Origin of the sequence: Mucilaginibacter sp. 14171R-50 (assembly GCF_010093045.1) — a bacterium.
Lineage (GTDB): Bacteria > Bacteroidota > Bacteroidia > Sphingobacteriales > Sphingobacteriaceae > Mucilaginibacter.
Genome location: NZ_CP048115.1, coordinates 2051930 through 2074473 on the forward strand (window position 1 = coordinate 2051930; position 22544 = coordinate 2074473).

19 protein-coding genes are annotated in these 22544 nt (G+C 44.8%); 11 read left to right on the forward strand and 8 right to left on the reverse strand.

Annotated features, from left to right (window positions below):
* Nucleotides 1-76: 76 nt before the first annotated feature.
* Nucleotides 77-1558: a PAS domain-containing protein gene (locus GWR56_RS09435; RefSeq protein ID WP_162430856.1), complete on the forward strand. Its 1482-nt coding sequence runs from the start codon at nucleotides 77-79 to the stop codon at nucleotides 1556-1558.
* A gap of 24 nt (nucleotides 1559-1582) precedes the next feature.
* Here the strand turns inward: GWR56_RS09435 and GWR56_RS09440 are convergent, their stop codons facing one another.
* The 4 genes from GWR56_RS09440 to GWR56_RS09455 form a co-directional block, all read right to left on the reverse strand.
* Complete coding sequence (locus GWR56_RS09440) at nucleotides 1583-2464, reverse strand: cupin-like domain-containing protein (protein WP_162433162.1); 882 nt, start codon at nucleotides 2462-2464, stop codon at nucleotides 1583-1585.
* Between the two features lie 212 nt (nucleotides 2465-2676).
* On the reverse strand, nucleotides 2677-3225 hold the full coding sequence (locus GWR56_RS09445; RefSeq protein WP_162430858.1) for a fasciclin domain-containing protein: 549 nt from the start codon (nucleotides 3223-3225) through the stop codon (nucleotides 2677-2679).
* Nucleotides 3226-3416: 191 nt separating this feature from the next.
* A complete protein-coding gene (gene hemW / locus GWR56_RS09450) occupies nucleotides 3417-4538 on the reverse strand; it encodes a radical SAM family heme chaperone HemW (protein WP_162430860.1) in 1122 nt (373 codons plus the stop codon).
* Between the two features lie 56 nt (nucleotides 4539-4594).
* Nucleotides 4595-5623 carry a hypothetical protein gene (locus GWR56_RS09455; RefSeq protein WP_162430862.1) on the reverse strand — a complete coding sequence of 343 codons (1029 nt, stop codon included), beginning with the start codon at nucleotides 5621-5623 and terminating at the stop codon, nucleotides 4595-4597.
* A 515-nt stretch (nucleotides 5624-6138) separates the two neighbouring features.
* Here GWR56_RS09455 and GWR56_RS09460 point away from each other — a divergent pair.
* The 6 genes from GWR56_RS09460 (at nucleotide 6139) to gldN (ending at nucleotide 12869) form a co-directional block, all read left to right on the forward strand.
* Complete coding sequence (locus GWR56_RS09460) at nucleotides 6139-7131, forward strand: DUF4271 domain-containing protein (RefSeq protein ID WP_162430864.1); 993 nt, start codon at nucleotides 6139-6141, stop codon at nucleotides 7129-7131.
* A 10-nt stretch (nucleotides 7132-7141) separates the two neighbouring features.
* Nucleotides 7142-7906 (forward strand): uroporphyrinogen-III synthase, encoded by a 765-nt coding sequence (locus tag GWR56_RS09465; RefSeq protein ID WP_162430866.1) that lies wholly within the window; start codon nucleotides 7142-7144, stop codon nucleotides 7904-7906.
* Between the two features lie 253 nt (nucleotides 7907-8159).
* Entirely contained in the window at nucleotides 8160-9482 is a 1323-nt protein-coding gene (locus GWR56_RS09470) for an SUMF1/EgtB/PvdO family nonheme iron enzyme (RefSeq protein WP_162430868.1), read from the forward strand.
* A 53-nt stretch (nucleotides 9483-9535) separates the two neighbouring features.
* Nucleotides 9536-10339 (forward strand): gliding motility protein GldL, encoded by an 804-nt coding sequence (gene gldL, locus GWR56_RS09475; protein ID WP_162430870.1) that lies wholly within the window; start codon nucleotides 9536-9538, stop codon nucleotides 10337-10339.
* 37 nt (nucleotides 10340-10376) lie between these two features.
* Nucleotides 10377-11894 (forward strand): gliding motility protein GldM, encoded by a 1518-nt coding sequence (gene gldM, locus GWR56_RS09480; protein ID WP_162430872.1) that lies wholly within the window; start codon nucleotides 10377-10379, stop codon nucleotides 11892-11894.
* Nucleotides 11895-11900: 6 nt separating this feature from the next.
* Nucleotides 11901-12869, forward strand: coding sequence for a gliding motility protein GldN (gene gldN / locus GWR56_RS09485; protein ID WP_162430874.1), 969 nt, complete (start codon nucleotides 11901-11903; stop codon nucleotides 12867-12869).
* 86 nt (nucleotides 12870-12955) lie between these two features.
* Here gldN and uvrC read toward each other — a convergent pair whose 3' ends face one another.
* Genes uvrC through GWR56_RS09505 form a run of 4 tightly spaced genes read right to left on the reverse strand, consistent with a single transcriptional unit; the run spans nucleotide 12956 to nucleotide 20375 of the window.
* Nucleotides 12956-14788 (reverse strand): excinuclease ABC subunit UvrC, encoded by a 1833-nt coding sequence (gene uvrC, locus GWR56_RS09490; RefSeq protein WP_162430876.1) that lies wholly within the window; start codon nucleotides 14786-14788, stop codon nucleotides 12956-12958.
* Between the two features lie 55 nt (nucleotides 14789-14843).
* A complete protein-coding gene (locus tag GWR56_RS09495; RefSeq protein ID WP_162430878.1) occupies nucleotides 14844-15224 on the reverse strand; it encodes a four helix bundle protein in 381 nt (126 codons plus the stop codon).
* Between the two features lie 56 nt (nucleotides 15225-15280).
* Complete coding sequence (locus GWR56_RS09500; RefSeq protein ID WP_162430879.1) at nucleotides 15281-17536, reverse strand: penicillin-binding protein 1A; 2256 nt, start codon at nucleotides 17534-17536, stop codon at nucleotides 15281-15283.
* A 4-nt stretch (nucleotides 17537-17540) separates the two neighbouring features.
* Nucleotides 17541-20375, reverse strand: coding sequence for a tetratricopeptide repeat protein (locus GWR56_RS09505; RefSeq protein ID WP_162430881.1), 2835 nt, complete (start codon nucleotides 20373-20375; stop codon nucleotides 17541-17543).
* A 122-nt stretch (nucleotides 20376-20497) separates the two neighbouring features.
* On the opposite strand from GWR56_RS09505, the gene GWR56_RS09510 reads away from it, so the two are divergent.
* Genes GWR56_RS09510 through atpE form a run of 4 tightly spaced genes read left to right on the forward strand, consistent with a single transcriptional unit; the run spans nucleotide 20498 to nucleotide 22480 of the window.
* A complete protein-coding gene (locus GWR56_RS09510) occupies nucleotides 20498-20728 on the forward strand; it encodes an AtpZ/AtpI family protein (protein ID WP_162430883.1) in 231 nt (76 codons plus the stop codon).
* Nucleotides 20725-21111, forward strand: coding sequence for a hypothetical protein (locus tag GWR56_RS09515; RefSeq protein WP_162430885.1), 387 nt, complete (start codon nucleotides 20725-20727; stop codon nucleotides 21109-21111). The genes GWR56_RS09510 and GWR56_RS09515 overlap by 4 nt, the downstream gene beginning before the upstream one ends.
* 32 nt (nucleotides 21112-21143) lie before the next feature.
* Nucleotides 21144-22223, forward strand: a complete 1080-nt coding sequence (gene atpB, locus GWR56_RS09520; protein WP_238395344.1) for a F0F1 ATP synthase subunit A — start codon at nucleotides 21144-21146, stop codon at nucleotides 22221-22223.
* A 47-nt stretch (nucleotides 22224-22270) separates the two neighbouring features.
* Complete coding sequence (gene atpE, locus GWR56_RS09525; protein ID WP_067062340.1) at nucleotides 22271-22480, forward strand: ATP synthase F0 subunit C; 210 nt, start codon at nucleotides 22271-22273, stop codon at nucleotides 22478-22480.
* Nucleotides 22481-22544 lie beyond the last annotated feature (64 nt).

Sequence of the window (22544 nt, forward strand, 5' to 3'; positions counted from 1 at the left end):
ACGCTTTTAATGGTTTTGAATTATTAAGAATAATATCATATTTTTAATAACTACATTTATGAAAACCTAAACGGCGATGAAAGATAACGCGGAGCAGTTATACACCTTGTTGCAATCCATCGAGGGAGTAGTATGGGAAGCGGATGCAGCCATGCAGCATTTTACCTTTATCAGCGACCGGGTACATGATATCACCGGTTTTTCGCCCCAGGACTGGCTGGGCAGGCCGGGGTTTTGGAAAACGCGCGTCCATCCCGAAGACAAGCACGTAATTGATGAATATGCCGGGTTAGAAGGCGGCACGGTTAAAAACCACACCTTTGAATACCGGATGATACGGGCCGATGGCCACATTATATGGATAAAAGATAATGTTTCGGTGCTGCGTGGCGAAAACGGGGCGTGCCTGTTGTGCGGCGTTATGCTTGATAACACGGTTGCCGAACGTTTAAAGGGGCTGGAGCGCCTGGAACGTGATGTATTAAAACTAAATTCAGACCTTACCGTATCGCTTCAAAATGTGCTGCTCAGCTATCTGCAGGGCCTCGAAGCATTGTTCCCTCAAATGCAATGTTCTATTTACCGGATCAAAAACGGGCGCCTCATCAGCGGTGTATCGCCTTCGTTGCCAGCCGCTTATATGAAAGCGTTTATCGGGCGGTCTGTGGGCGAAAAGGAGGGGTCGTGCGGTGCTGCTGCGGCAACCAGGCAACAGGTTATTGTAAGCGATATTGCTACAGACGACCGATGGGTTGAATACCGCTCGCTGGCCTTAAGTTATCAGTTAAAAGCCTGCTGGGCAAACCCGGTGGTAGACGTCGATGGCGAAGTGATGGCTACCCTGGCAATGTACTATCGCGAGCCTAAAGCCCCCACAGAGGAAGAGTTACAGGTAATGGAAAAGGCCACCGCCTTATTACGCATTATTATGGAAAACCGCGGTAAGGCCGAGATCATTAACGAAACCAATTTACTGATGCTGCAAAGCCAGGAGATGGCCCGTTTTGGAAACTGGCGCTGGGATGTACAGCAGGATATTGTTAGCTGGTCGCCCACTTTATATATTATTTACGGCCTAGACCCTGAAGACTTTAAGGCAACTTTTGCCGGCTACCAGGCTTTGCTGCATCCGGAAGACAGAGACCGTGTACGCGGTATCATCGAAAACGTATTGCACAGCAGGCAAGGCACCCAATTTGAAGAAAGGATAAGCCGCCCAAACGGTGATATCAGGTACCTGCGCTCGTGGGCCAGGCTAAAAACAGATGCACAGGGAAACCCCATAGAAATGATAGGCGCCTGCCTGGATATTACCGAAACAGTATTACAGATGCAGGCCATTGAGCAGCAAAACCGTCAATTGCTGGATATCGCCTGGATGCAATCGCACATGATCCGTTCGCCGTTAGCCCGCATAATGGCCCTGGTTGAGTTGCTTAAAGATGCATCCAACAGCGATGAAGAAAAAGCAGAGTTTTTGGATCACTTGTTAACCTCAGCCAACGAACTGGACGAGCAGGTAAAACGCATCAACCAAAAAGCAGAACAAAGCAATTGAGGTGGGGCATTTTATCAAAGCTGCTTAATACGGCTTGCCCGCCGCTAATTCACGCTCGGCCCATTTAATGGCCAGTTCCTCGCGGTATTTGGCGTATTTTTCTTTAAACGTCATTTTCAGCAAGCTGTCCAAACCGCCCTTTACCGCAAGGTTGTATACGCTGGCTGCTTTACGTGTAACCGAGGCATCCCAGGCGCGCAGGCTAAGCGAGTAGGAGCCATCGATGTACTTCATCCAGTGCCAGTACCCGGTCGGCATAAACAGCGTATCGCCATGCTCCAGGAAAACTTCGGTGCCTTCTACCCCTTCCAGCGCCGGGAATCTTTTGGTGTCAGGGTTTAGTACGTCATAATCCTCTAAAGCATAAGTAGCGTTAGGGATGCAGTATAAACGACGTTTCCATTTGTTTTCGAACAGGATAACATGCTTGCGCCCGCCAAAATGGGTATGGAATATGTGCGGCAGATCGATATCGTAATGTAAAAAGGTAACCGAGTTTGAGCCGCCAAAGAACATGGAGGGCATGCTTTCGATAAAGCCGCCCATCAACTCTTTCGGGAAAGCGATGTCATCAAGCAATTGCGGCGCTTGCTTAAAAATATTAAAAAAGAAGATACGCAGTTCGGTAGGCTGCGATTTGATCAGGTCGATATACTCATCAAACGGCATTTCGGCGGCCGATGAGTTAATGGGTTTTGATGGGTCGGCCTTTGAGTTATCATATAAGGGCACCACCTTTTTGCCTACTACTTCCTTCAAATATTCGGGGGTCCACTTGTCGCGGGCGGGCCACGTTTTGGTCAGGCCTTTTATTACCAGCGGGCGGCGCGGGTCAAGATAATTCCTTTTAAAATCCTCCGGGCTGATATTCTCTACGGTATCTATGGGGCGCAGTATAAAGCTCATGTCTTGCCAGTTTAAGTATCCGCCTGAAGCAGTTACTTTAACAAAATTAAGCTTATTGAGATAAAATTTACGACTAAAATGCTTTATGCTGTTTTTATGACAAAGCAAAGCCCGGTCGCAAATGCGCCAGGCTTTGTAATGAGTTTGCAGTGGACTGTTTGCAGTTTGCATCTAAATAGTATGCAAACTGCAAACTTTAAACTGCAAACTGACTAATTAGGCATTAATACCGTATTTACCACATGTATAACGCCGTTACTTTGGTTAACATCGGCAATGGTTACCCAGCTTTTTCCACCTTTTTCGTCAACCAGGTAAATTTTGCCGCCCTGCATCATGGCCTTTAAAACACCGCCGCTTACAGTTTTTAGTTCAGCGGTTCCGTTACCGGCCTTTATTTTTGCCATTAACTGTGCAGCGCTCCATTTACCGCTTACTACATGGTAAGTTAAAATTTTGGTAAGGGTTGCTTTGTTCTCGGGTTTCAAAAGGGTTTCAACAGTGCCTTTTGGCAGTTTGTTAAATGCTTCGTTGGTGGGCGCAAACACCGTAAACGGCCCGGCCGATTGCAGGGTTTCTACCAAACCGGCGGCTTTTACTGCTGCAACCAGTATGGTATGGTCTTTTGAGTTCACTGCATTTTCTACAATGTTTTTGGTTGGATACATGGCAGCGCCGCCAACCATTTTTGTTTGTGCGTAAGTGTTGGGCGTAATTGCAATAGCTGCTAAAGCAAACGCCGCGATGATTAATTTTTTCATTTTGTCAGGTATGTTGTTTGAGAGAAGATACGCCTTAAATTTAGGCGCGGTTTTATTGAGGGATGATAATTCAAACAACCTATTGCTATAAAAGTTGGCAGCGATCTAACTCATTTCAAAATTGTTATACCCGTCGACCCGCTCTTCTTTGGATAGAGGGTAAAGAAGTATAAAAGTAGCTGAGTCGATTTTTAAAAGAACAGCGAAGCCGCTATATTATCAGCATACAGCTTGCCATGCCGGGTAAGCTTTACAACATTATCGGCCTGGGTAAGGCTGCCATTATTAAGATAGGGCGCGGCTGCCTTCTGCAGTTCGGTTGAAGCGCCCGGCGCAATGGCGTTCAGTTTATCCAGGTGAAGGCCCCAGACGGTACGCAACGACGTCATGACATATTCGTTAAGACGATTGGTTTCGCTCAGCACCTCAATTTCGGCCGGGATGATGCTTTGGGCGATGGCTGTGATATACTTAGCGTTGTTAGCTACGTTCCATTGGCGGGTTTCGCCGTTAAAGGAGTGGGCCGAGGGGCCAACACCCAGGTATTTCACACCTTGCCAGTAGTTAGTGTTATGCCTCGAGTAATGGCCGGGCCTGCAAAAGTTCGATATTTCGTATTGCTCAAAGCCGTTAGCCAGCATCGCATCCAGCATCAGGCTAAACTGCCCGGCGCTTTGCCGCTCGCTCATGGCGGGCTGTTTCTTTTTGCTGATGAAAGTTGCCAGCGCGGTTTGCGGCTCAACCGTCATGCTGTAAGCCGATATATGGGGGATGCCCAGCTCAAATATTCTATCGAGATTGTTTTTCCATTTGGCATCGGTAAGCAGCGGGTAGCCGTAAATCAGGTCGGCAGTGATGTTTTCAAAACCGGCGTCCTGCGCGCGTTTTACGGCAGCTTCGGCTTCGGCGGCACGGTGCACACGGTTCATCCATTGCAAATCTTCGTCAAAAAACGACTGGATGCCAATGCTGAAACGGTTTACAGGTGTATGCCTCAAGGCATTTATCTTTTGCTGGTCCAGGTCGTCGGGGTTGGTTTCCAGCGTAATTTCGGCACCGGCAGCAACCGTATGTACTTCGGTGATGGTGTTGATGATGCGGATGATCTCGTCGGCAGAAAGTACCGACGGTGTACCGCCGCCAAAATAGATGGTTTCGATGGTTTCATTGGTGAGGTAGTTTTTTTGCAGGCCTATTTCTTTTAAAAGCGCCTGCACCATCTCGTCTTTATACCTGGCCGATGTGCTAAAATGAAAATCGCAGTAATGGCAGGCTTGCTTGCAAAAAGGGATGTGGATATATATACCGGCCATTGGAGATTATTAAAATGCTAAGTTAAACTAACGCTTGTTAAAGGCGGTCTTTATTTTCACTTAATTAATTTATAATCCTGAGTATCTGTGTTGTTATCTGTGATCCATTGACAAACATATCCATGCTCGTCCCACGAAATCACTCTAATTAATATCTGCTGTTTTGAAGACTTGTCATTGCTTTTGATGGCCTGTTCGTCAACGAGACCGAAAGTATCTGATGAAACCCATGCTAAAAATCTCCTTAAATCTACATCACCTTTGCTGTTGGTATAAACCATTGAAATTTTGTTTCTTGTAAATGTGGTTGGGTCTCCATTGGTAGAGGTAAACTGTCCGATTTTAATATATTCTGGCACATACACTTTGTCGGAATATGGACAGTTAAACCATATGTTAGCAATTTCCTCATTTAAATGAACGCCGAGCAGGGTCAATATTTGTATATCATCAGAATCAGCAAAACCGTTTCCAACTTTGGAGTCGAAAAGAACCCCATCTTTGAAAATGTAATCCATCATAATTGATCTGTTGCCACTGGGGTACATCACCATTATTAACCTATAATTTTTTTTGTCGAAAAAGTTTTTAGTTGTATAACCATTGGGTGCCCTCGCGGTCACCACAAAGCAGTCAGCGTTTTCAAATTTGTGGTCAGGTAATCGGGTTAACGCATACTTAAGCTTTTTGTAGGCGTATGGAATTTGACCGTATGTTTTAAGTTTTACTTCTTCTTTCGATGATATGTCGGTTATCTGAATTACTGAGTTTCCGTCAATCCTGCTAATTTTCTCTCCATTAAAAAAAGTAGTCTGCGGAGTGTTAGTTTTTGATAAAATACACTGAACATATTTTTCTCCGGTTTTAAATTTATCATCAACTATACATCTTGACTGATCTGGCTGGGTAACCAGGTAAGTAGTTTGGACCGTGTTTATTTTTGAGATCCGAGCTTCGCCACCGCAAAAAGCTATCGAAGAATCTATAATTTGATTTGCAGTTAATTTGTCCTGGCTTTGTGCGAACAAAAGTGTTGGAAGAAAATAAATTAACGTTATGATGTGTCGCCTTGTCATTTGCATCATCTTATAATTGCGTAAACTTCAAATGTACACAAGAAGGCCACCTTCGAAAACGTGTACCACACATTAATGTATTTGACTTAATGGTTTACGCATATCATATATACATTTTACAGAATGTCCGAATATAGTAAATGGTCCTTTCCATGCAGTATGAACTAATTAATTTTGCTGGATATATACATGTCTCACGTTACTTATTTACTCCTTTTAGTATAACTTATTGTAAATCAATATAACATTGCATACCGGCCATTGCGAGCAAAGGTAGGGCAATTATCACACATTGCCGCATTTGCCCCCTTAAGTTGTCATGATGGCGCCCTGTTTAATTGGATACGTTGTTATAAGTTTGTTTATCAATTATAGCAAAATGAAACCATATTTGATAAGACCACCCGCGATAGTTTGATTGACCGCATTAACGCTATCACCTTAGGCAATTTAACTGCTAAGCGATTTGTTTTGCATAACCCGGCATAATTAAGGTAAATTTGCGGCATTACATGGGTTTATACATGCGCTGGTTATTTTGCTTTCTTTTTGCTTTGGTTACGGGGGTGTCGGTGGCGCATGCGCAAACAGACTCTACAGCCACACCTGCCGTAACCGACAGCGTCAGCGTAAAACCTCGCTATAAAGGGCCCATGCCTTTTCTGGATTCGGTGGCCCACGCTACGGCGGCCCGCGAGCAGTTCGTATCCGATTCGCTGGCCTGGGTGTACACCAGGGCGCCTGACCCGAACAGGCCCAACCGGTTTGTAGATAGCATACTGCAAGCAAACAAATACAAAAATGACCTGTACCTGAGCCTGTCTACAAAATCAAAAGTGATACAGGGTTATGGCCGAAGCCGGCCCTCGCGTGATGTTTGGGTCATAGCGGTAATTATCTTACTGCTGCTTTTCGCATCAGGGCTTAACATATCATCAAGTAAGGATATGAGCAATGTTTTTCAATCCTTTTATAACCGTAAATCTATTAGTCAGGCCGGAAAGGAGGATAGCCCCATAAACGCCTGGACCTTCATTGGCTTGTTCCTGCTGTTTGGGTTTACCTTTGGCCTGTTCCTTTACCTGCTTACTACAGGTTATTATAAGGTTTATTACACTATTGCCGGTATTCAGCTATTTCTTACGCTATCGTTTGTAATTATCGCGCTTTTCGCAAGCAAATTCCTGGTCTTAAAGTTTTTGGGGTTCGTGTTTGATATCAATAAGCTGGTAAACGATTATATATCAACCTTATCGCTCACTTATTTTAACATTGCCTTTGTGTTTTTGCCGGTTGCGCTCTGCTTTAGCTTAATAGCCGATAAGTTTATTCCATTTTTACTTGCCGTAACATTATTGCTGGTTATCATTATATTTATATGGCAATACCTGCGCAGCAGCGTTAGTATCATTTCTAACTTTCGATTTCATAAGTTTTATTTATTTGTCTATCTTTGTGCCCTCGAAATTTGCCCCATATTGATTTTGATTAAGGCACTTAATATTGGATTTAGGTAGTAGTTTACGTATGGCATTGGAAGATAGAAAGAAAAAGGTTAAAAGCATTTTGGTAACACTGCCAAAACCTGAAAATGATAAAAACCCCTACGCAGAATTGGCTAAAAAGCTTAATTTAAAGATCGACTTCAGATCGTTTATTCACGTAGAGGGTGTTCCTGCCAAAGATTTCCGTAAGGAAAAAATTAACCTTGCCGATTTTACAGCGGTTATCTTCACCAGCCGTAACTCTGCCGACCACTTCTTCCGGATTTGTGAGGAAATGCGTTTTGAGGTGCCTGTAGAAATGAAGTACTTTTGCCTGTCGGAAACCATTGCCCTTTACCTGCAAAAATATATCCAGTACCGCAAGCGTAAAATATTTTTTGGTAAGCAAACCGCCGCCGACCTGGCCGAGGTACTTAAAAAGCACTCAGCCGAAAAATTCCTTTATCCATGCTCGGACGTTGCTGCTGAAGAAACCCAAAAGTTTTTGCTGGATAACGGTTACGATTTTACCCCCGCTGTTTTGTTCCGTACGGTATGCAGTGACCTTAGCGACCTTGCTGAAGTGTTTTACGACGTTATCGCGTTCTTTAGCCCATCCAGCATACAATCGTTGTATAAGAACTTCCCCGATTTTAAACAAAATAATACACGTATTGCGGCCTTTGGCGCTACAACACACAAAGCAGTGCTTGATGCAGGCCTGATCTTAGATATCCCCGCCCCAACGCCTGCTGCCCCATCCATGACCATGGCTATTGAGCAATACGTTAAGCAAGCCAACAAATAAGTAATTAACTATTGTTTTGCTGCAACATTCTGTGATTTTCAACGTATAACGGTGAAAATATTTTTGCAATAAAGAAATATTTTTGCGGTGCCCCTGTCATTTTTAAACAAATTAAAAAGGTGTTTTCTTAACTTGCAATAGTATTTATTGGATTTAAAAAACATTTTTTCGGTTTGGTTACTATAAAAAGTGATATATTCGGGGGTGCGTTTTGTTGCATAGATGATATTATGTTACTGATTTTGGATACAAAATGAAACAAGTATACTTTTTAATAATAGTTTTAACCGGTACTATATTAACTGGTTGCGGTATAGGCGGGGGCGGTAACAGCGGCGAAGTAACAGGGGTAAAGCAACGATCGTTCAGGGCTACTACCCCACTTAATATGGTTTATATTAAAGGCGGTACGTTTTTAATGGGCCAAACAGACCAGGATATCACCTTCGCCCAAACATCGCAAACCCGACAGGTTACGGTAGCGCCATTTTTTATGGACGAGACCGAAATATCTAACACGAAGTATAAACAGTTTGTATTTTGGGTACGCGATTCAATCGCCATTACCAATTACTTAAACGACGATAAATATTATTTGCAGCCAAAAAAAGGCGCTCCTGCTGATCCGAACGGCCGTAAATACATCAACTGGAAATACGTAGCAAGCAACCCTATATTTAGTACCCGTGGCAAAAACGCGGCGGCTAACGCCCCTAAACTGCAGGGCTTATACTATCAGGGCGACGACCGTGTTTTTGACCGTAACGAGATAGATGTACGTCTGTTAAAATACAACTACGCCCTGATGTCGTTACGCGATGCATCAAACTATCGCTATGATAAAACCAAACGCCGGTCGGATTTTATTATTCGCGACACCGTAGGTGTTTACCCTGATACGCTGGTTTGGCTTAACGATTTTTCGTACGCGGCAAACGAGCCAATGGTTGAAGGGTATTTTTCGCACCCGGCCTATCGTAATTACCCTGTTGTGGGGGTTACCTGGCGCCAGGCAAGGGCGTTTACCGTATGGCGTACCCGTTTAAGCGACGGTGCCAAGCATGCGCGCGGTTTAGACCCTAACCTTCCGTTTGATTTGCCTAACGATGCCGAATTTGAATACGCCGCACGTGGTGGCAGGGTAGGTACCGATTACCCATGGGGCGGCCCCTACATTAAAAACGCCAAGGGCTGCTTAATGGCCAACTTTAAACCCGGCCGCGGTAACTACACTGATGATGGCGGCGCTTATACAGTAAATGTAAGATCTTATTTCCCTAATGATTACGGGCTGTATAATATGGCAGGCAACGTTGCCGAGTGGACCTCATCTGCCTATGACGAATCGGCCTCTACCTTTGTGCACGACCTGAACCCAACATTTAACTACGAAGCCAAGGCAAGCGACCCCGAAGTACTGAAACGTAAAGTGGTGCGCGGCGGTTCATGGAAAGATGTGGGTTACTTCCTGCAAAACTCCACCCGTACCTTTGAGTACCAGGACACAGCAAAATCGTATATCGGTTTCCGTTGCGTAACCCAATATCTTGGCCGCGACATCAAGGACAAGCGCTAATTAAAGAAATATTAAAATAACTAAATATACAATCAATTACATCTACTAAGTTTATGGCTGGTAAAAAGAAACCTTACGGAATAGGAAATATAGTATCATGGGGAGCTACAGTAGTTATTATAGGGCTGCTGTTTAAAATACAGCACTGGCCTTATGGTGGTACGTTTATATCGATAGGCCTGATAGCCGAGGCAGGCTTATTCTTCATACTTGGTTTTCAACGCGAAGAAAAAGACATTGACTGGGTACGTGTTTACCCTGAGCTAAGCGACGATTTTTCAGGGGAATTGCCAAAGGCTTCGGCAAGGCCCGCCGCAGTTAGCAACTTTTCTAATACTGCCGCTTTGGATAAAATGCTGGAAGATGCAAAAATTGGCCCGGAACTGATCAATAGCCTTGGCGAAGGTTTAAGAACCTTCGGCGATAAAGTTAACGGTATCTCAAGGGTTACCGATGCCGGCGATGCTACCCTTGCCTTTACCAATAAAGTAAAACAGGCTACTGCCAGTTATGATAACCTGAGCAATGCCTTTGAAAAGGCATCGGCTAACCTTGCTGAAATGGCAAATACCAATGTGGATTCAAAAGCCTATCACGACCAGGTTACCAACCTGGCTAAAAACCTTTCATCACTAAACGCGGTGTACGAACTGGAACTGCAGGATTCGAGCGCGCATTTAAAGGCGATGAACAGTTTCTACAAAAACCTGTCGTTAACGATGAATAACTTTAACGAGTCGTTAGACGATTCTAAACAGTTTAAAGAAGAAGTTGGGCGTTTAGCTAAAAACCTGGCGTCGTTAAACTCGGTGTATGGTAACATGCTTACTGCCATGAACCAACCCCGTGTTAGCTAATAATTGTTTTTTAAGGTACTAAAAGAATAATATAAGAATGGCCGGAGGTAAAGAAACCCCAAGACAGCGAATGATCGGTATACTATACCTGGTATTATTAGGGCTTATAGCGCTGAACGTACCGGATAGTTTGCTGGATTCGTTCAGGAACATTACAAAAAGTTTAGATACATCAAGAGATAACGTAACCAATAGCTTAAATACTACTTACAGCGCTTTTGAAGCAACCAAGCTAAAAGAGCAACCAGAAAAAGCCGGTCAGTTATTAGCTAAAGCACGTAACGCCAGTAAAATTGCTAATGAGCTTAATAGCTATATTGAAGAGCTGAAAGCCGAACTGATAAAAAAGGGAGGGAACATTAACCCCGATATTGATGATGTGAACGCAAGAGAAAGCCTTGATATCTCGTCGGAAGTGATGATCAATAATAAGAAGGCCGATGTCCTGAAAGAAAAGATACAGTCGACAAAAGACAAGTTGCTCGCCCTTTTGGGAAAGGATGCACAGGGTATCAATTTTTCGCTTAATGCTAATGATCTCCCCTCGCGTCCGGGTTATCCTAAAAAGCGCTGGCAGGATGCGTATTTTGGCGAAGGAATACCCTTAGGCGCCGCCTTAACAACATTGGCTAAGATACAGGCTGATAATAAAAATGCCGAAAGTGAAGTTGTAAAAAAATTGTTAGGGAAGGTGGATGAAGCGCAGGTAACCTTAAACCAGTTTAAAGCCGTAGCCGTGGCACCTACAAGTTATGTGCTTTCGGGCCAGCAATACAAAGCCGAGATATTTTTAACCGCTTATGATAAAAACTCAAACCCAACCATAACTGTAGGCGGGTCACCTATCCCTACCTCAAACGGTGTGGGTACTTATACCGTTACTGCAAGCGGCGAAGGGATTAGAAATTGGACCGGCCAATTATTGATTAAACAGTTAGATGGAAAGGTAATGCCTTATCCTATCAGCGGAAGCTATATGGTGGCAAAACCATCAGCGGTAGTTTCGCCTGATAAAATGAATGTTTTATACATCGGCGTGCCAAACCCTCTTTCTGTTTCAGCGCCGGGTGTGCCTAAAGAGAGTATAAAAGTTTCTATGTCGGGCGGATCTATAAGCGGCTCTAACGGCCATTATACAGCAAACGTAAGTTCGTTAGGTACCGCAAAAGTAACCGTGACGGGCGAAAAGGGCATGGTTTTGGGTACGTCCGAGTTTCGCGTAAAACGCATACCCGATCCTAAAGCGACATTTGCAGGTAAAAGCGGCGGTAAAACCAGTGCGGCCAACATCCGCGCGCAGGACAGGCTTTTTGCCAGACTGGAAGGCTTTGAGTTTGACGCTAAGTTTAACGTTACCAGGTTTAATATGATCATTATAAAACCACGCCAGGATGCCATCAGCTACAGCACAACGGGCGGCGAACTGTCAAGCGCAATGCGGTCGGCCATGAGCGGTGTTACCCCGGGCACAACCGTTGTGTTCCAGGACATTATTGCCGTGGGCCCGGATGGCACGCAACGCGGATTGGATGGGATTGTATTGACGGCTAATTAAAGAATTATGAAAACAAGATTTTTGATCATTGTACTTTGCCTTGCCTGCAGCGTATCTTTTGCTCAAAGGAAAAGATCGACAAAAAAGCCGGTAACCAAAGCCAAAACGCAAACGCCGGTTAACGCTGGTGCGCAGCAGATGGCGGGCGCGGGCGATGCTGCAAACACAGGTTTACAACCAGACACTACCAGGAAAAAGCCTTTTGACCGCCCGCTGGATGGTTATTATAAAAAGAATAATATCCTGAGCGCTAAGGTAACCCCTTACGCCAACCTGCGCGAAGCCGATGTGATGTTTGCCAAACGCGTTTGGAGGGAAATTGACCTGCGCGAAAAAATGAACCAGTACCTGGCATCGCCTAAGGGCAGGTTGATAGACGTTTTAATGGCAGCTATTGATGCCGGGGAGTTAACTGCTTACGACCCTGCGCCTTCAAAAGACGACCCTAATGGCGATGGCTTTTCCAAACCCTTAAGCGCCGGGCAGGCCCGCAGTAAAATGGCTGATAGCTCGGTAGTTGACCAGTTTGATAAAAACACCGGTGATAAGATCGGATCTAAGGTGGTTGCGGGCGAGTTTAACCCGGATAGCGTTGTTAAATTCCGTATCAAAGAAGATTGGGTGTTCGATAAGCAACGTTCTGTTTTTGAACCGCGCATTATCGGTATAGCACCGCTTTATAAACCTAAAGCAGCTGGCTTAGACCTTGATTACCAGCCCGCATTTTGGATATACTTCCCCGAAGCAAGGCAGGTGTTAGCAGTTAAAGAAGCTGTAAGCCGTAATAATGATGCAACAGGGCTAAGCTTTGATGATGTATTTGTAAAGCGTTTATTCTCCAGTTATATTGTTAAGCAATCAAACGATAAGGACGAACGTATACGCGATTACGCTCAGGGGATTGATAAGCTTTACGAATCTGAAAGGATTAAAAAGAGCCTGATGGATTGGGAGCTTAATTTGTGGAGCTACTAAGAATTAAAAAGTAAAAAGCAAAAAGTCAAAATTCATTCCGGGTTTTGACTTTTTGCTTTAATGAACATTCCCTGGTTTAACAAAAATTAATCTGCGCCCTGTAAACCGGTTGGGCCGCTAACCACCGGGTTAAAGTATTGTGCTATGGCTTTTGCCTGTTTCAGGTTCACCACTTCCTGCAGTTCGGTTTCGGTTGCTTCCCGAATTTTCTTGACGGATTTAAAGTATTTTAACAGTTTTTCGGAGGTTGTTTTACCAATACCTTCAATTAATTCTAACTCGGTTGCCAGGGTGCCTTTATCCCGTTTTTTGCGGTGGAAAGTAATGCCGAAGCGGTGCGCCTCATCGCGCAGTTGTTGTATTACCTTAAGCGTTTCCGAACGTTTATTAAGGTAAAGCGGGTACTGGTCGCCGGGGTAATAAAGTTCTTCCAGCCTTTTGGCGATACCTATAACGGTTACCTGCTTATCAATACCCAGCAGCTTTAAACTCTTCATGGCCGATGATAGCTGCCCTTTACCACCATCAATAATGATCAACTGGGGCAGGCCGGTGTCTTCGTCAAGTACACGGCGATAGCGGCGCAATACAGCTTCTTCCATTGTGGCAAAATCATCTGGCCCTACAACGGTTTTTACGTTAAAGTGGCGATAATCTTTCTTTGATGGCTTACCATCTTTAAACACCACTATAGCCGATACGGGGTATTTGCCCTGAAAGTTGGAATTGTCAAAACACTCGATATGGCGCGGCAGCGTGTTCATGCGCAGGTCGTTCATCATTTGGGTAAGCAGGCGCTCGGTGCGTACCTCGGGGTTCAACTTTTCGTACTGGTCTATCTTTTCCTTTTTAAAGAACATTACATTCTTTTGCGACAGATCCAGCAGTTTACGTTTTTCGCCCAGTTTAGGCACCGTAAATTTAAGCTTGGTATCGTCCAGGTCTATCTCGAACGGCACAATGATCTCTTTCGAGGTGCTGTTGTACCTGGTCCTGAACTCCGTTATGGCAATAGTCAGCAGCTCTTCATCGGTTTCATCCAGGCGTTTCTTCAGCTCAATGGTTTGGGTTTGGGTAATGGTGCCGTTCATCACCTTCAAAAAATTCACAAAGGCGTATTTTTCTTCGGACGCGATGCTGAACACATCCACATCAGTAATGGACGAATTTACAACGGTTGATTTGCTCTGGTAATTTTCAAGCAGGTCCTGCTTGCGTTTAAGGCGATGCGCCAGCTCAAAGTTAAGCTCGCTCACGGCCTTTTCCAGGTCGCCTTTAAGGTTACGCACCACGTTGCCGATCTTACCGTTCAGCACATCCGTTATCTCGCTGATGTTGCGGTCATAATCCGCTTCCGACTGAAAATCCTGGCAAGGGCCCTTGCAATTACCTAACTGGTACTCCAGGCAAACTTTAAACTTGCCTTTCTCAATGTTTTCGCGGGTAAGGTTAAGGTTGCAGGTGCGCAGGGGGTAGGTTTCTTTAATAAGCCCTAAAATAGTATGCATCATGCTTACGGATGCATAAGGGCCAAGATATTTTGAGCCGTCCCTGATAATGCGGCGTGTCCAGTAAATGCGGGGGTAATTTTCGTTCTTGATGATGATCCAGGGGTAGGTTTTATCATCCTTCAGCATCACGTTATAGCGTGGCTGATGCTTTTTGATCATGCTGTTCTCCAGCAGCCAGGCGTCCACCTCGGTATCAACAATGGTAAAGGTTATTTTACGAATTTTAGACACCAATACCCGTGTCTTGGCATTTATCTGGGTATCCTTATTAAAATACGAAGCTACACGGTTACGCAGGTCTTTTGCCTTGCCGATATATATCAGCTCGTTTTCGGTATCCCAGTACTGATATACGCCCGGTTTATGGGGTATATTCTTTAAAGCTTCCCTGTAATCAAAGTGGTTCATTGGTTCACTGGTTCATTAGTTCAATGGTCTGCTCTGCGACCGATGAATTGGTTCATTAGTCGGACGATTTGCCAGTTGATTTGCCGATAAACTTTAAGTATGCATTCAACTTGATGTGAACGGTTTGAAGATTTTCAATTAGTGTATTGAATTGTTCTTCGTTAATCAGGTTGCGTGTTCGTGCCTTTTTTAGCCATCCTTTCGTCTCCAAAATAGACCCACGACTGAAATAGCAGAAGTTTCTATTTTCTTTATAATGATATCTCCCATATCCTTCGGCAATATTGGCCCCGATAGAATCGGCAGACCGCACAATCTGTTTTCCGATAGTATCCTTTGAAAAATTATCCCATTCACTCACTAACAACCATATCTCGTTACTAAAAGTTTCGGATATCTGGTACAATTCTAAGTCCTCAAGATTATAGTAACTCATGACATAATTGAACTATTCAACCAATAAACTAATGAACCAGTGAGCTAATGAACGATTTAAAAATCAAGTTTCTTTTCTACCTCGTTGCTGCCTTTCTGTTGTTGGCTGTAGGCGGCACAATCGAGGGTTATGGTTACCCCTGATTTTGGCGGCACAAAATCTACGTTCTTTTTAATGCCGAGCGCAGGGTTGGCGTAAACCCGTTTCATATAGCCTGCAAATATAGGCAATGCGGTGTTTGCACCTTCGCCCAACCGGGTAGACCGGAAGTGGATATCGCGGTCTTCGCAGCCTGTCCACACGCCTGTAACCAGCTGCGGGGTTATACCAATGAACCATCCGTCGGAGTTGTCGTTGGTGGTGCCTGTTTTGCCGCCGATAGGATTAGTTAAGCCGTATTTACCGCGCAGCCTGTAACCCGTACCTTCCTGTATAACGCCTTTCAGCATATAGGTCATTACATAAGCGGTTTGCGGGTTCATGGCCTGCACAATTTTTGGTGTATTATTGTACAGCGTATTGCCGTTCTTATCCTCTATACGTAATAGATAGGTAGGTTCCGTCCATATGCCTTCGTTGGCAAAGGCCGAGTAAGCGCCCGTCATTTCAAATACAGAAGCATCAAAAGTACCCAGGCAAATAGAGGGGTAAGGCTGTACAGATGGATCGGTGATCCCCATTCTTTTAATGAGCTGTACAACAGGCTCCGGTTTTATTTCGTTCATAACACGGGCTGTTACCCAGTTTTGCGACCGGGCCAAAGCCAGGCGCAAGGTAATGTCGCCTGGTACGGTTTCGCTCGGGGATGATCGCGGTGTCCAGTCAGCGCCGTAGCCGGTAATAGTTATGGGTTCGTTGGGCATTTGCATACAAGGCGAAAACCCATTATCAATGGCAACGGCATAAGTAAACGGCTTGGCCGTTGAACCCACCTGGCGCGTACCCATTTTTACCTGGTCGTATTTAAAATGCTCGAAGTTTGTGCCGCCTACCCAGGCTTTAATATACCCGGTGGTAGGGTCCATGCTCATGAGCGAGTTGCGCAGCATCATTTTACAATACACTATCGAGTCGATCGGCTTCATTAGTGTATCAATATCGCCACGCCAGGTAAAAATGTTCATCTTGGCAGGCGTATTAAAATCTTCGGTTATCTCTTCTTCCGATTTCCCCGCTTGTTTTAAGGCGATGTACCTGTCTGAACGGTGCTTGCCTTTCTCAAGCAGCGATTTAAACGTGGGGATGGTTTTCCAGAGGCTGATACCTTTCCAATGCGCGTTAAACTGCGCTTGCAGGGTACGCATGTATTCCTTTTGCGCGTCTTCGGCATAGCCTTGCATGGTGGCATCAATGGTGGTGTATATTTTTAAGCCGTCGCGGTCAAGGTCATAAGGGGTTACGCCATCAGGTTTAAATATCGATTTATCAACCAATATCTTTTGCACTTCTTTTTTAAGCACAGCCCTGAAATAAGTGGCAATTCCATCGTTATGATCTATCGGCCTGAAAATTAAGCCGAGCGGCTTCGCCTTAAACTCTTCGGCCTGTCCGTCGCTTAAATAATGCTCCTCATTCATGCGGCGAAGCACGAAATTGCGGCGGTTTTTAGCGTTATCGGGATGGTTTATGGGCGAGTAAATACCCGGCCCGTTTATCATGCCAATTAACATGGCGGCCTGGTCGGCGGTAAGCTTATCTGGCGTGGTGTTAAAGTAGGTACGCGCTGCCGAACTAATGCCATAGGTATTGTAGGCGCCAAAATCTACCGTGTTTAAATACAGCGTTAGTATTTCTTCCTTGGTATAGTTACGCTCAATTTTAACGGCGGTTATCCATTCCTGCAGTTTTTGAATAATGCGTTTGAACGGGTTGTGCGATCGTTCTGAAAAAAGGTTAAGCGCCAACTGCTGCGTAATGGTACTGCCACCCTGCTTTTTACCTACCAGGTTATACAATATGATACTGAAGGTGCGCTGAAAATCGATACCCGAATGCTGATAAAAGCGGTTGTCTTCGGTAGCTATAAGCGCGTTGATAACATTTGGCGATAGTTGCTTGTAGGTAACGTTTGTACGGTTTTTAATATAGTACTTGCCGATGATCTGCTTATCAGACGACATAATAACCGACGCCTGGTCGCTTTTCGGGTTCTCCAGTTCGCGGAAGGACGGCAGCGGGCCAAACACCTGGAACGCTATAAGTAATATCATAATAACAAAAAAAGCAAAGCCGGCAATAAATAAACGCCATATATACCAGTTGTAACGTTTTATATCCTGCGCGGTAAGGTTATTTTTCTTTTTGTTGATCATTCTCTTAGTAATGTGTTTGATAATAGTCTAAATAACTATCCAGTGTTTTTTGGTCGGCTAATTTATCCAGATTTTCTTGTGTTATAATAAAAAAGCTGTATTTATCCTTCGGTAGCTTCATAATATCGGGCATTAGCGGGATAATTGCCCGGGCATAATCCTTAACGTTTGTAAGGTTGGTAAAGCGGCCAACGTATATCAGCTGGTTATCGGCGCCAACGCTTTTTAACTGGTGTTTAATGGTATTATCCTGAAAGTTGACCCGGTTAAACTGCCCAATACCAAAACGTGACGAAGCCAGATTAGTTGTACCGGTGCTTACATTTACCACAAAATAATAGTTGGTGCTATCGCGCATGCTGAATATCGATGGCGCCAGCTTAACCGGTTGCGCGGGCAATGCCGCCGGCTGTGTAACCGACGCGGCCGGCTGGGTTGCGGGCGGAGTAACATTAGTGATTTCCGAAGCTTTTTCTTTTATAACAGGTGGTGGTATAACCGGCGCGGCCTCGGGCTTGCGCACATCTGGTGCTACTACATATTTTTCGGCAGGTACCCTGTATTCGGTTTGCTGCTGGTAAACAATGGGAAGGGTAAACTGCGGGTCGTTTGTCTCCCTGTCTGCTATTACTACTTTGCGCGCAGCCAGTTGGGCCTGGTTTGCGGTTATGTAGGCCAGGTGTTGGCTTACCAGTGGCGTTATCAGTTTATCATCAGGGTAATTGGCTACTATTTGCTGCAAGTAGTTACTGAAAGGGGCAAGCGGTACCTGGTGGCCGGCCGCAAAGGCACGCAGATAATATAGCTGCGCTGCGTACCTGTTATTGGGGTATTGTGTAAGCAGGGCGTCGGCCGCGGTTATAACCTGTGGGTATTGCTTGCCGGCATAAAGATCATACACCTTATTATATAAGGTGGCGAAACCGGTGTCTTCTTCGTTTAAGTGCTTACTGTATTCAGGGTCGAGTATGGTTTTGGCAAACGGCGTTTCGGGGTAGTTGTTTACCAGCAGGCCTTTGTATTTGTCGGCCAATGCGGGGTTGTTGGTATCGCTGTATAAGCGGTAAAGATTGTAGTAGGTGACGGCTGCATTATCGTTACCAGGGAAACGGCTTAACAATAACTCATAGGCCGCGATTGCTTCTTTTTTATCATTTAATACGTCCCTGTAAAAATTGGCTATATCCAGGTAGGCATCAAACATACGCTTGTTGGATTGCGCCATAAGCGCTGGCGTAAGCGGCAGGTTTTGCAAAAGCGACTGTCGGTAGCTGCCGGCATTAGTATTACCTGCGGCGGCGTTGCCTCTCACAAAATCGGGATCGGTAGGCTGCTGGGTTGTCGAGGTGTTTTGGGTAATATCGCTGCCCGCGCGATTGCTTCGTCGCCAGTTATCTTCTAACCTGCGGTTGCCCCATACCCGTTTAAAGCTGCTAAAGCCCTGGCTTAAGGCGGCGGAGTTATTAAAGTAAAAATTATCGCCGGTTAGTGTTTCCTGCTGTTGTTGATTTAAGCTCGTCGCTCCCCTGTTTTGTACCGAAGCGGCCGCGGTTGCCTGCTGCGCTTGCAGCGTTCGCGCTTCAACCATTTTATCAATACGCGCCAGGCGGGCCGGTTCGTCAAGTCTGGCCAGCATTTGCAGGGTGTCCTCGCGCGATATGATCTGCATCCTGTCGGCAAGCACCTGCAGGTTTTCGCTTTTCTTTTTTATGATGCTGTACTTAGGGTAACCCGGCGATAGGTTCACCAATGCGCTGTCGTAATAATTTTTCGCAGCAGTGTAATCAGCCTTGTTTTTAAAAAGCACATCGGCCATACGCAGGTACGACAGGCCCTTTTGATTTTGGTTTTTTGTGCTGGAGTTTACCGATTGGCGGTAGCTTTTCAACGCGCTCTCTATCTCTCCCCCCGTGTACTGCAGTTCGGCTATCTGATAGTATATCTGGTCGGTAAAATCAGCATTGTTCTCATTTTTTAATAACGACCGCAGGCGGGTAAGCCTGCTTGCCTTAACGCCGTTCAGGTTATCTTCTATACGGATACGGTTAAGGTCGGCATTAAAGGCCATATCAAATATGGCGTTGCTTTTGCCAATGCGCGCATAGTTGGCAATGGCATCAGCCGGCTTGTTGTTAAGCTCCTGTAGTTGCGCAAGTATAAATATCCACCGTAATTCGTTCGCTTTGTTGTGGCTGTGCTGTATGGCCAGTTTTGCCATTTCTTCGGCATCGGTGTAATCCTGTATGTTTATATCATATTGCAGCCTGGTAGCGTAAACGTCGGCAGTGATGTGCTTTTTAGGATTGATGTTTTTTACGGCGCTGTCAATAGCTGTTTTAGCATCATTGGGCTGGCTAATATACAATAACGATCGCGCCTTGTAAACCAGTGCCTCCTGTTTCAATTCGGCGTTGTTGCCAAACGACCGGATGACATAATTGGCATACTCCACCGCGTCAAAGTAATTTCCATCAAGATAATTGGCCTTGCTAAGCAGCAGGTAAGCATCGCCCAGATAATGGCTTTGCTCTTTAACGCTGATAATGGTATTGGCTTTTGCTTTTACCAGGTCAAGTTCAGGGTCTGGCACATCGCTGCGGGTAACCGTATCGCGGTAAACGCTTAGTATCTCGCTGTAATCATCCACGTAGGCCGCCTCGTAAGCTTCCTGTTTGGCCCGCAGCAATTCTTTGGCGTTAAACAGGATGTTGTATTTGGCAGTAAGGTTTTGTAGGCCGCGGTTAAGGGTGCTTTTTTTTTCGAGCGAGCAACCCGCAATGACCACGACCGATGCAAGCAGCCAAAGCTTAGATATAGAAAGGGTAGGAGTATGCCTCAATGGAATATTGTTTGTGTTTGATTATAACCGTTACTAACAACAAATTGAATGCTTGCGGCTAAGGTTTATAAATGCCTTGCTAAAATACTAAAGATTATGCAATAGGTTTAATAAATTTGCGGATGCCTAAAAACGAAAAACCGGACGACAAAGAACCGGTAAAGGAACTAAGCGCCTATGCCAAATATACAGGGATGGCTTTCCAGATGATAGTTATCATCGGCATTTTTGCCTATGCGGGTTATAAAATTGATGAAAATGCCCATCACAGTACCAAATGGGTAACAGCGCTTTTATCATTAATAGGGGTATTTATATCATTATTCATCGTTATCAGATCTGTAAGAAATTGAAGATTCAAGCTACCCTTATCTCGTTCGTTGTTTTCATACTGTTGCTGGCTGCCTTGCCTGCCTGGGCAATGTTTAGCGGCAATAACCATTTGCTGATACCGCACTTTTGGGCGATGTTTGCTTTTATAACCGGCCTTACCCTTTTGGTGGTAGTGGCGCTTTTGGTTACGCAAAAAATCAACCCCGAAAACTACGCCCAAACCTTTTTGGCAGTAACCGTTTTCAAATTATTGGTCAGCCTGGCATTTGTGGTGGTTTTTATACTCAAAAACAAGGTGGAAAAGACGATTTTTGCAGCCGATTTCTTTTACTTATATTTCTTAAATATGGCCTTTGAAGTTTACGTTTTGTTGCGTAACTTGCGCAACCAAAATTTGAAGTAAAAAACTTTATTTAGATGTATAACAGCTCGATTTTGAACTCAAAAATTTTTACACTTTTACGAATTTGTGCCGTTTTTTTAACGCTGACCGCATTTTCGATACCGGCTTTTTCGCAGGAAGAACATGCCGAGGGCCCAGAAAAAAAGTTTGAACCGAGCGAGGTTATTTTAGAGCACATTGCCGATTCGCATTCGCTGCATATTATTGGTCATAGCCATTTGCCGTTACCGGTAATTGTTTATACCGACAAGGGCCTGGAGATGTTCTCGTCTGCAAGGTTTGCTCATGAAGAAGAAGGCGCGCACGAAGCCGAAGCGGCCGGTGTATATAAAGGAGCTAATTACAACTATAAGCTGGTTAACGATAAAGTTAAGATAGTTAACGAGGCCGGCGAGGTTGATGAGGCGGCCACAAGTAAACTTTACGATTTCTCGATCACCCGCAACGTGGTAAGTATGTGGATGTCGATCATCTTCCTGCTGCTTATATTTTTGACTGTAGCATCAGCATACAAAAAACGCGAAGGTAAAGCCCCAAAAGGCTTGCAATCTTTTATAGAGCCGATTATACTGTTTGTTAGGGACGATATTGCCCGCCCAAACATCGGGTATAAATATCAGCGTTTTATGCCGCTGTTATTAACGGTTTTCTTTTTTATATGGATAAACAACCTGATAGGTTTGGTGCCGTTCTTTCCGGGTGGTGCAAACTTAACGGGTAATATAGCAGTAACGCTGGTGCTTTCGGTTATTACCTTGTTTGTGGTTAACCTGAATGGTAACAAGCATTACTGGCAGCACGTTTTTGTACCGGCCGATGTACCGGGCTGGATATGGCCGTTATGGTGGGTTATCGAGCTGGTAGGTATCATATCAAAGCCTTTCGCCTTAATGATACGTTTGTTTGCCAACATTACTGCAGGGCACATTATTGTGCTTAGCTTAATATCGCTGATATTCGTGTTCAAATCGTTTGCTATTGCGCCGGTATCAGTTGCTTTTGTGGTGTTCATGGATGTGCTTGAGTTGCTGGTAGCAGCTTTACAGGCCTTTATCTTTACGCTGTTAACTGCCTTGTTTATAGGTACAGCGATAGAAGAGCACCACCATTAATATTTGTAAATAATTATATACTATATATTCACTTTAAATTTAAAACAATGATTGGAAGTATCGCCGCACTTGGTGCAGGTTTAGCAGTAATTGGTGCCGGTATCGGTATCGGTCAAATTGGTGGTAAAGCTTGCGAAGGTATTGCACGCCAGCCAGAAGCTGCTTCAAAGATCCAAACTGCAATGATCATCGCTGCGGCCCTTGTAGAAGGTGTTGCACTGTTTGCTGTGGTTGTGTCATTCCTGGGCTTGAAATAATTTTTCTGCCCGAGGATAAAATTTTAACCGTACCCGTTGCGATTGGCCGCGGGTACGGTTATTA

What these genes read in the sequence shown, in the direction of transcription:
- gldN (WP_162430874.1), top strand. Translation starts at nt 11,901, where the DNA reads ATGAAAACAAGATTTTTGATCATTGTACTTTGCCTTGCCTGCAGCGTA.
- GWR56_RS09470 (WP_162430868.1), top strand. Translation starts at nt 8,160, where the DNA reads ATGAAACAAGTATACTTTTTAATAATAGTTTTAACCGGTACTATATTA.
- GWR56_RS09465 (WP_162430866.1), top strand. Translation starts at nt 7,142, where the DNA reads ATGGCATTGGAAGATAGAAAGAAAAAGGTTAAAAGCATTTTGGTAACA.
- gldM (WP_162430872.1), top strand. Translation starts at nt 10,377, where the DNA reads ATGGCCGGAGGTAAAGAAACCCCAAGACAGCGAATGATCGGTATACTA.
- GWR56_RS09455 (WP_162430862.1), bottom strand. Translation starts at nt 5,623, where the DNA reads ATGATGCAAATGACAAGGCGACACATCATAACGTTAATTTATTTTCTT.
- GWR56_RS09445 (WP_162430858.1), bottom strand. Translation starts at nt 3,225, where the DNA reads ATGAAAAAATTAATCATCGCGGCGTTTGCTTTAGCAGCTATTGCAATT.
- GWR56_RS09495 (WP_162430878.1), bottom strand. Translation starts at nt 15,224, where the DNA reads ATGAGTTACTATAATCTTGAGGACTTAGAATTGTACCAGATATCCGAA.
- GWR56_RS09510 (WP_162430883.1), top strand. Translation starts at nt 20,498, where the DNA reads ATGCCTAAAAACGAAAAACCGGACGACAAAGAACCGGTAAAGGAACTA.
- GWR56_RS09460 (WP_162430864.1), top strand. Translation starts at nt 6,139, where the DNA reads ATGCGCTGGTTATTTTGCTTTCTTTTTGCTTTGGTTACGGGGGTGTCG.
- uvrC (WP_162430876.1), bottom strand. Translation starts at nt 14,788, where the DNA reads ATGAACCACTTTGATTACAGGGAAGCTTTAAAGAATATACCCCATAAA.
- hemW (WP_162430860.1), bottom strand. Translation starts at nt 4,538, where the DNA reads ATGGCCGGTATATATATCCACATCCCTTTTTGCAAGCAAGCCTGCCAT.
- GWR56_RS09440 (WP_162433162.1), bottom strand. Translation starts at nt 2,464, where the DNA reads ATGAGCTTTATACTGCGCCCCATAGATACCGTAGAGAATATCAGCCCG.
- GWR56_RS09435 (WP_162430856.1), top strand. Translation starts at nt 77, where the DNA reads ATGAAAGATAACGCGGAGCAGTTATACACCTTGTTGCAATCCATCGAG.
- gldL (WP_162430870.1), top strand. Translation starts at nt 9,536, where the DNA reads ATGGCTGGTAAAAAGAAACCTTACGGAATAGGAAATATAGTATCATGG.
- atpE (WP_067062340.1), top strand. Translation starts at nt 22,271, where the DNA reads ATGATTGGAAGTATCGCCGCACTTGGTGCAGGTTTAGCAGTAATTGGT.
- GWR56_RS09500 (WP_162430879.1), bottom strand. Translation starts at nt 17,536, where the DNA reads ATGATCAACAAAAAGAAAAATAACCTTACCGCGCAGGATATAAAACGT.